This window comes from Rhodococcus sp. (in: high G+C Gram-positive bacteria) (assembly GCF_049299235.1).
GTDB lineage: Bacteria > Actinomycetota > Actinomycetes > Mycobacteriales > Mycobacteriaceae > Rhodococcus.
This window is the reverse complement of the sequence record NZ_JBAQXC010000151.1, coordinates 48122-55008: the sequence shown is the minus strand read 5'-3', so window position 1 is coordinate 55008 and position 6887 is coordinate 48122. Positions and strand designations below refer to the sequence as shown.

At 68.8% G+C, this 6887-nt stretch carries 7 protein-coding genes; 6 read left to right on the top strand and 1 reads right to left on the bottom strand.

Translation table 11 applies throughout. The features are described from left to right. The 3 genes from WAX14_RS09470 to WAX14_RS09460 all read left to right on the top strand — a co-directional run. Positions 1 to 916, top strand: a 916-nt coding sequence (locus WAX14_RS09470; RefSeq protein WP_422627829.1) for a benzoate/H(+) symporter BenE family transporter, incomplete at its 5' end; no start/stop codon positions are given. 89 nt (positions 917 to 1005) lie between these two features. Then, the gene (locus WAX14_RS09465) at positions 1006 to 1491 is read left to right on the top strand and encodes an acyl-CoA thioesterase (protein WP_422627828.1); all 486 of its coding nucleotides are present in this window, start codon (positions 1006 to 1008) and stop codon (positions 1489 to 1491) included. Positions 1492 to 1581: 90 nt separating this feature from the next. Next, complete coding sequence (locus tag WAX14_RS09460) at positions 1582 to 2754, top strand: thiolase family protein (RefSeq protein ID WP_422627827.1); 1173 nt, start codon at positions 1582 to 1584, stop codon at positions 2752 to 2754. A 76-nt stretch (positions 2755 to 2830) separates the two neighbouring features. Here WAX14_RS09460 and WAX14_RS09455 read toward each other — a convergent pair whose 3' ends face one another. Then, entirely contained in the window at positions 2831 to 3301 is a 471-nt protein-coding gene (locus WAX14_RS09455) for an Lrp/AsnC family transcriptional regulator (protein WP_422627826.1), read from the bottom strand. A gap of 167 nt (positions 3302 to 3468) precedes the next feature. Here WAX14_RS09455 and pdhA point away from each other — a divergent pair, with 167 nt between their 5' ends. The 3 genes from pdhA to WAX14_RS09440 are packed head-to-tail and all read left to right on the top strand — an operon-like array spanning position 3469 to position 6840. Continuing rightward, entirely contained in the window at positions 3469 to 4572 is a 1104-nt protein-coding gene (gene pdhA, locus WAX14_RS09450; protein ID WP_422627825.1) for a pyruvate dehydrogenase (acetyl-transferring) E1 component subunit alpha, read from the top strand. After that, the gene (locus tag WAX14_RS09445; protein WP_422627824.1) at positions 4569 to 5552 is read left to right on the top strand and encodes an alpha-ketoacid dehydrogenase subunit beta; all 984 of its coding nucleotides are present in this window, start codon (positions 4569 to 4571) and stop codon (positions 5550 to 5552) included. Before pdhA ends, WAX14_RS09445 begins: the two co-directional genes overlap by 4 nt. Positions 5553 to 5565: 13 nt before the next feature. After that, on the top strand, positions 5566 to 6840 hold the full coding sequence (locus WAX14_RS09440) for a dihydrolipoamide acetyltransferase family protein (RefSeq protein WP_422627823.1): 1275 nt from the start codon (positions 5566 to 5568) through the stop codon (positions 6838 to 6840). Positions 6841 to 6887: the final 47 nt, after the last annotated feature.

The window sequence follows — 6887 nt, the reverse complement described above, 5'->3', positions numbered from 1 at the left end:
CTGGCCCGCGGCGATCGGCGCATTCGTGGCTGTCGGCGTTGCCGTCGTCGCCACCGGTTTGTCACCCCACCTGGGTCGGGTCATCGCGGCGATCCCGACCTCACTGGCACAGGCCATGCTCGCCGGTGTCCTGGTGCCGCTGTGCCTCGCCCCGGTGACGTCACTGGTCGCCGATCCGGCGGCCATCGCCCCGGTCGCGCTGACCTGGCTGATCGTGCTGCGCCTGCGGCCGCGGTGGGCGGTGCCGGCCGCGTTCGCAACAGCCGCGGTCGTGATCGGGGTCGACCTGGTGCGATCGGGTACCGCTCCGGCGCTGCCGGATCTGCTGCCGTCGATCACCGTCACCGCGCCGGCGTGGACCTGGCAGGCGCTGCTCGGTATCGCGTTGCCGCTGTACATCGTCACCATGGCGTCGCAGAACATCCCGGGGACGGCGGTCCTGTCGTCGTTCGGGTACCGAACGCCGTGGCGTGCGGTGATGACGGTGACCGGATTCGGAACGATACTCGGCGCCCCGTCCGGCGGGCATGCCATCAATCTCGCGGCCATCAGTGCCGCGTTGTCCGCGGCTCCCGAGGCCGATCCGGACCCGGACCGCCGATGGGTGGCGGCGTGGGCGGCGGGCTGGTCGTATCTGGCACTCGCCCTGTTCTCGACGGCTGTGGCAGCGCTGGTCGCACTCGCCCCGGTAGGTGTCGTCGAAACGGTCGCCGGTTTGGCGCTGCTGGCGACTTTGGGTGGCGCGCTCGCGTCGTCGTTGCGCACCGAGGACGGACGTGAGGCCGCGGTCGTGACGTTCCTGGTCGCAGCGTCCGGCCTGAGTGTGTTCGGTATCGGCGCCGCGTTCTGGGCGCTGGTGGCGGGTCTCGTCGTGCGCGCCACCGTGTCGTTCGGACGGACGAATTCCAAGACCTGACAGGTCTTGATGCGGTAACGATTCGGCCCGTCCGTACCTCGCGGTTCTCTCTTCAGGTGAAGAGACGTGCTTCCTGACACAATGATCTAGTGACCAACCGACAGCCGACGACTCCAGATGCGCAGCCCGACCCGGCCCGGTTTCCGGCGCTGTGGCCGATGCAGACGCGCTGGGCCGACAACGACCACTACGGTCACGTCAACAGCGTCACCTACTACTCGTATTTCGATTCCGCGGTCAACGGTTGGCTGATGGCGACGACGGGTGTGGATATCCGCGAGCTCGAAGCGATCGGTGTGGTCGCCGAGACGTCGAGTCGCTATCTCGCGGAGCTGTCGTTCCCGGATCGATTGCAGGTGGGCATTGCTGTCGACCGGCTGGGCTCCCGCAGCATCACCTACCAGCTGGCGATCTTCCGGGAGGGCTCGGACGGCGCGCTGACGCCGGCCGCGACCGGCCGTTTCGTTCACGTCTATGTCGATGCGCGCACGCGCCGCCCGGTGCCGGTTCCGGACGAGGTCCGCAAAGCGGTGATCCAGCTGGTCAAGAAGGCACCGGAACGCCGGGCACCCTGACCACGACCAAGCATCCGCTTGGCAGGATATTCATCTAACGGATTAGACTCCTCGACACCATGGTCTCATCGAGGAAAGCGATCCGAAAACATGCGTGACGCAGTAATCGTCGAAGCTGTACGCACTCCCATCGGCAAGCGCGGCGGTGGCCTGTCCGGGGTCCACGCCGTCGAACTGTCCGCCCATATCCTGCGCGCGATCGCCGAGCGGAGCGGAATCGATCCGGCCCTCGTCGACGACGTGCATTGGGGCACCGTCCAATCCGTCGGCATGCAGTCCGGCAACATCGGCCGCATGGCCGTGCTCGGCGCAGGCTGGCCCGAATCCGTTCCCGGCTTCACCGTCGACCGCCAGTGCGGCTCGTCGCAGCAGACCATCTCCACCGCTGCCGCCGCGGTGATCTCCGGTCAGGCCGATTTCGTGGTCGCAGGCGGTGTCGAGATCATGTCCGCCATTCCGCTCGGTTCCTCCGCCCCCGAGGGCACCGGCCAGATGGGCGGTCCGGCCCGCGAACGCTACGCCACCGAACTCACCGCCCCCGGTTTCAACGGCCGCTTCAACCAGGGTGTCGGCGCCGAGATCATCGCCGAGCAGTGGGGCATCTCCCGCACCGAACTCGACGAGTACTCGGTGCAATCGCACGAGCGTGCCGCCCGCGCGCAGGACGAGGGTCTGTTCGTCGGCGAGACCGCTGCGGTCACCCTTCCCGACGGCACCGTGATCGACTCCGACGAGGGCATCCGCCGCGGTTCCACCGTCGACAAGCTCGCCGGACTCAAGGCACCGTTCCGCGAGAACGGCGTCGTCACCGCGGGCAACGCCTCACAGATCTCCGACGGTGCATCCGGTCTGCTCGTCACCACCTCGGAGAAGGCGAAGGCCCTGGGTCTGACCCCGCTCGCCCGCGTCCACACCGCCGTCGTCACCGGCGACGACCCGGTCAAGATGCTCACCGGCCCCATCCCCGCGACGGCCCTGGCCCTGAAGAAGTCGGGTCTGTCGATCGACGACATCGACGCGTTCGAGGTCAACGAGGCGTTCGCGTCGGTGCCGCTGGCGTGGCAGCGTGAGACCGGCGCGTCGCTCGAGAAGCTGAATCCGCTCGGCGGCGCGATCGCGCTCGGCCACCCGCTCGGCGGATCCGGCGGACGACTCGCCGCGACCCTGATCCACCACCTGCGTCGCACCGGTGGTCGCTACGGTTTGCAGACGATGTGCGAGGGCGGCGGCACCGCCAACGCGACCATCTACGAGATCCTCTGACGGCACACCGAAGGTCCGTGGGCGGTGGCATATTCCATCAATGTCGCCGCCCCGGCCGCCGCTGAGCCGCGCGGGATCAGGTCTGCGACAACCGCCGCAGCAGCGGCGCGGTGCGCTGCGCCACCAATTCCCGCATCACCAACGCCATGTTGGTGCGCTCGACACCCGGAATCTCGAGGATCTGCCCGGCCAACCGGTACAGGTCGTCGGCATCGGTCGCGACCACCTTCACCGACAGGTCGGTCTGCCCGGTCATCCCGTAGACCTCGGTGACCTCCGGGATTTCCGCCAGCGCCGCGACGACACTGTCGAGCCGATGCTGATCCACCCGCGTCGCGACGTACGCGGCGAGCGGATAGCCCAGCGCACGCGGATCGACACGCCGCTCGAACGGTGCGAGCACCCCGTCCGCCTCCCAGCGCGCGAGCCGCGCCTGAACAGTGTTGCGTGACAACCCGAGCCGTGCCGCCAGTTCCACGCCGGTGGCCCGCGGCGTGCGAGCGAGTTCGAGCAGCAGCCGGGCATCGGTCGCATCCAGACTGGTCATGTTTCGCAGTATGACGGAGTGCGATCGCGCGAAACCGTGCATTCTGCACAGTCCTGGCCAGTTCGATTGCGCAGTTGTCCCCGACGTGGATGATGTGAAGTACAACATAGGAACGCCCGGATTCACCCCACAAGGGTGCCCGAGCCGACCCCAGCGAGGTGGTCACGGTGGTCGACAAGATTGCCTACCCGGTCCAGCTGATCCAGCCGGACGGCCGACGAGTACACAACCCGGAATACTCCGCGCTCGTCGCCGATGTCGGCCCCGACGAGCTGCGCGCCCTCTACCGCGACCTCGTCGTGGTGCGGCGCATCGACACCGAAGCCACCGCTCTGCAACGCCAGGGTGAACTCGGCCTGTGGGCTCCCCTGCTCGGGCAGGAGGCCGCACAGGTCGGATCCGCGCACGCGCTCGAGCCCGACGACTATGTCTTCACCAGCTACCGCGAGCACGGCGTCGCCTGGTGTCGCGGCGTCGACCCCGCGGACATGACACGGATGTGGCGGGGCTGCGCGCATTCCGGCTGGGATCCGTCGACCGTCAACACCACCAACCCGGCGATCGTCGTCGGATCACAGGGCCTGCACGCGACCGGCTACGCGATGGGCGCCCACCTCGACGGCGCTGAGATCGCGACCGTCGCCTACTTTGGTGACGGTGCCACCAGCCAAGGCGACATCTCCGAAGCGCTCGGTTTCGCGGTGAGTTGGAGCGCCGGAGTGGTGTTCTTCTGCCAGAACAACCACTGGGCGATCAGTGCCCCGGTGCAGGTGCAGAGCCCGGTGCCGCTGGCCCTCCGCGCCGCCGGATTCGGCATGCCTGCCGTGCAGGTCGACGGCAACGACGTTCTCGCGGTCCTCGCCGTCACCCGGCAGGCCGCCCGGCGCGCCCGCGACGGCGGCGGCCCGACCTTCATCGAGGCACTCACCTACCGGATGGGCCCGCACACCACCTCCGACGACCCGACCCGCTACCGGGCACCCGCCGAATTGGAGGAATGGAAGGCCCGGGATCCGCTGACCCGGATGCGGCTACTGCTCGACCGCGAGGGCTTCGCCGACGACAGCGACCTCGCCGCGGTGCAGGAGGATGCCGACGACGCCGCGCATCGCCTGCGCACCGGCGCGTTGACCGCGCCGGACCCCGATCCGCTCACCATGTTCGACAACGTCTACGCCACCGACCATCCGGTACTTACCGCTGAACGCGCCCGCTACGCCGAGTACCTCGAAGGATTCGAGACCGCATCACACGAGGAGGCACGGTCATGACCACCACCACGATGGCTCTCGGTGCCGCTCTGGGTGCCGGGTTGCGCCGCGCGCTCGAACACGACCGGAAGGTCGTGATCATGGGTGAGGACGTCGGCCGGCTCGGTGGCGTCTTCCGCGTCACCGATACCCTGCAGAAGGACTTCGGCGACAACCGCGTCTTCGACACCCCGCTCGCCGAATCCGGCATCGTGGGAACCGCTTTCGGCATGGCGCTGCGCGGATACCGGCCGGTGTGCGAGATCCAGTTCGACGGGTTCGTCTATCCCGCCTTCGACCAGATCGTCTCGCAGGTCGCGAAGATCCACTACCGCACCGCGGGCGCGGTCACCGCCCCGCTGACGATCCGCATCCCGTACGGCGGCGGGATCGGTGCCGTCGAACATCATTCCGAATCCCCCGAGGTGTATTTCACGCACACCGCGGGCCTGCGCGTCGTCAGTCCGGGCACCCCATCGGACGCCTACTGGATGATCCAGCAGGCCGTGGCGTTGGACGATCCGGTGATCTTCCTCGAGCCGAAGCACCGGTACTGGGACCGCGGCGAGGTCGATCTCGACACCCCGCCGGAACTGCCGTTGGACCGGGCGCGCGTCACCCGGTCGGGTACCGACGTCACGCTCGTGACGTTCGGCGCGATGCTGACCACGGCACTCCAGGCCGCGGACATCGCTGCGGACGAAGGACATTCACTCGAGGTGCTCGATCTGCGGTCACTGTCTCCACTCGACGTCGGCACCGTCGAGGCGTCGGTGCGCCGCACCGGCCGACTGGTGATCGCGCAGGAAGCACCGGTCACCTGCGGGCTCGGCGCCGAAATCGCCGCGCAGATCGCCGAGCGGTGCTTCTATCAACTGGAGGCGCCGGTGCTGCGTGTCGGCGGATTCGACATCCCGTATCCGCCGGCGAAGCTCGAGACACACCACCTGCCGGACCCCGACCGTATCCTCGATGCCGTCGACCGGAGCCTCGCGGCCTGAAGGGATACTGCGAATGAGCCAGTCCGTCAAGGAATTCCAATTGCCGGATCTCGGTGAAGGATTGACCGAGGCGGATCTCGTGTCCTGGACGGTCGGTGTCGGCGACCGCGTCGAGCTCAACCAGGTCGTTGCGGAGGTGGAGACAGCGAAGGCGGTGGTGGAGTTGCCCTCGCCGTTCGCGGGAACGGTCGCCGAGCTGCTCGCCGAACCCGGCTCGACGGTGCCGGTCGGGACACCGATCATCCGGATCGCGGTGACCACCGACGGCGCCCCCGACGGCCCGGACACCCCGAGCACCGCTGCATCGCACACATCGCACACTCCCGTGCTCGTCGGCTACGGCCCCGGTGCCGCACCGGTGAGCAGGCGCGCCGCACGCACCCGGCCACCGGCCGAGCCGACGGTAGAACACACCGAACCACACCTGCACACCGAACCACACCGCCCCGATGCGAAACCGTCCGCGCGGCGCGAGGCCAAACGTCTCGGCATCGACCTCACCACCGTGACCGGAACCGGAAAGGGCGGGGTCGTCACCCGCTCGGATGTCCGGCGGACCGCCGACCGCGCCGCACGCGCCGACACCGACCACGAACAGCGGGTGCCGATCACCGGGGTACGCAAACGCACCGCCGACGCCGTGACCCGCAGCGCGTTCACCGCACCGCACGCGACGGTGTTCCTCACCTGCGATGTCACCGCGACCGTCGATCTCGTCGAGCGATTGCGCGCGCACCCGTCGTTCGCCGGAAAGCACCCGACCGCCCTGACGATCGTCGCGGCCGCGCTGCTGCGCGCCGTCGCGGACCAACCGATCCTCAACGCGTCATGGGATGAGGACGCCGCCGAGATCGCGACCCGCGGCCACGTGAACCTGGGTATCGCGACCGCCACCGACGAGGGCCTGCTGGTTCCGGTCGTCCGGGGCGCACAGGCACTGTCGCTGCCGGATCTGGCCGAGGCGATCCGGACGGTCACGACGACCGCCCGCGCCGGCCGTGCAACCCCCGCCGATCTGACCGGCGGCACGATCTCGATCACGAACGTCGGAGTGTTCGGCATCGACACCGGCACCCCGATCCTCGTGCCCGGCGAGGCCGCGATCCTCGCGGTCGGGGCGATCGCGCCGCGGCCGTGGGTGGTCGACGACGTCCTCGTCGTACGCCGCGTGGTCACGTTGTCGCTGTCGTTCGACCACCGACTCGTCGACGGCGAACAAGCCGGGCGCGCCCTCGCAGCCATCGGCGATGTCCTCCGCGATCCGGTACCCGCATTGCTCGGACGTTGACCTGCACTCTCGGCGAGAGTCCGGACGAGCGCAGTAACGTGCGGGGC

Bases quoted from the DNA above. Each gene is read 5' to 3' on its own strand.
- WAX14_RS09460 (WP_422627827.1), top strand. From the start codon at position 1,582: ATGCGTGACGCAGTAATCGTCGAAGCTGTACGCACTCCCATCGGCAAG.
- WAX14_RS09455 (WP_422627826.1), bottom strand. From the start codon at position 3,301: ATGACCAGTCTGGATGCGACCGATGCCCGGCTGCTGCTCGAACTCGCT.
- WAX14_RS09445 (WP_422627824.1), top strand. From the start codon at position 4,569: ATGACCACCACCACGATGGCTCTCGGTGCCGCTCTGGGTGCCGGGTTG.
- WAX14_RS09440 (WP_422627823.1), top strand. From the start codon at position 5,566: ATGAGCCAGTCCGTCAAGGAATTCCAATTGCCGGATCTCGGTGAAGGA.